Below are 1057 nucleotides of genomic sequence, written 5' to 3' on the forward strand. Positions count from 1 at the left end.
GGGGGTTCGCGGCCGAGCGTGGGACCGGTCCCGTGGCGCCGCTGGGGGAGCGGTGGCGCGCCACGACCTGCCCTTCTTCTCGGGCCCGTGCTCAGTACGCGACGACCTGGGCTGGGGAGGCCCGGTCGGCACCGATTCGGGGTCGGCACCGCGTCGTCGTGATCGTGCTGTGACACGAACGGAGCAAACGTAGCGGGCGCCCGCCGCGCCGTCCAACCCGGGTCGGGGGTGTGTCGCGGAAGCCTCCGATCGGGTCAGGAGGCAGGGGTCGAACGCTCACCCTCTGTGGCAATCGGCCTAGTAGTCCGCTTCCGCTGCTGGTGGAGGAGGTGGAGCGGCAACTCTCCGTGTGCGAGCCGGGCGACCACGCCGCGCACCACGCGGGGGTCGACGGGCAGTGCGAGGTGGCCCACGTCGTCGAGCTCGAGCTCCTCGACGAGCAGGTCCGGGTGCCGCAGCCGGGCGTTGCGCTGCGGGACCACCATCTCGTCGATCCGGCTCCAGACGACCACGAACCGGGTGGTGCAGTCCGGCGCGGGCTCGGCGAGCTCGGCCATGACCTCCGAACCGGGACGCAGCTGCCTCCCGAGCGGGGTGGGCAGCAGGTAGGACATCGTGCTGCCGGTGTGCGGGCTGCCGAGCGTGACCAGGGTGTCCACGGACTCGGAGCCGCCGAGGCGCTGCACGTAGTACCGGGCGATCACGCCGCCGAGCGAGTGGCCGACGATGTGCACCTTGTCGGCGCCGGTCGCCTCCCGCAGCCGTTCGACGTGCTGGGCGACGTCTCGCGCCGCGCTGCGGAGGTCCCCGGTGAGGATCGGGTAGTTGATCGAGTGCACCACGCCGAAGCCGCGGCGCCGCAGCGCTCGGCGGACCACGGTGAACACCGACCGGTTGTCCATGATCCCGTGGATCAGCAGGATCGGGGTGCCCGCCGTCTCCGGGTCGCCGCAGACCAGGCTGCGCTGGACCGGGTCGAGGGCGTCGGTGCGGTAGTGGTCCGGGGGGCGGATGGTCTCGCCCGCGAGCCCCACGGGGTACAGCGCGACGTGCGCGG

The 1057-nt window shown here is 72.8% G+C and carries 1 protein-coding gene; it reads right to left on the reverse strand.

Annotation, left to right across the window (positions count from 1 at the left end):
* Nucleotides 1-254: 254 nt before the first annotated feature.
* Nucleotides 255-1057 (reverse strand): esterase/lipase family protein (locus tag H5J29_RS33940; RefSeq protein WP_181784944.1); only part of this gene is annotated, 803 nt, incomplete at its 5' end.

Origin of the sequence: Pseudonocardia pini, from assembly GCF_013870575.1 — a bacterium.
In the GTDB taxonomy this organism is placed as follows: domain Bacteria; phylum Actinomycetota; class Actinomycetes; order Mycobacteriales; family Pseudonocardiaceae; genus Pseudonocardia; species Pseudonocardia pini.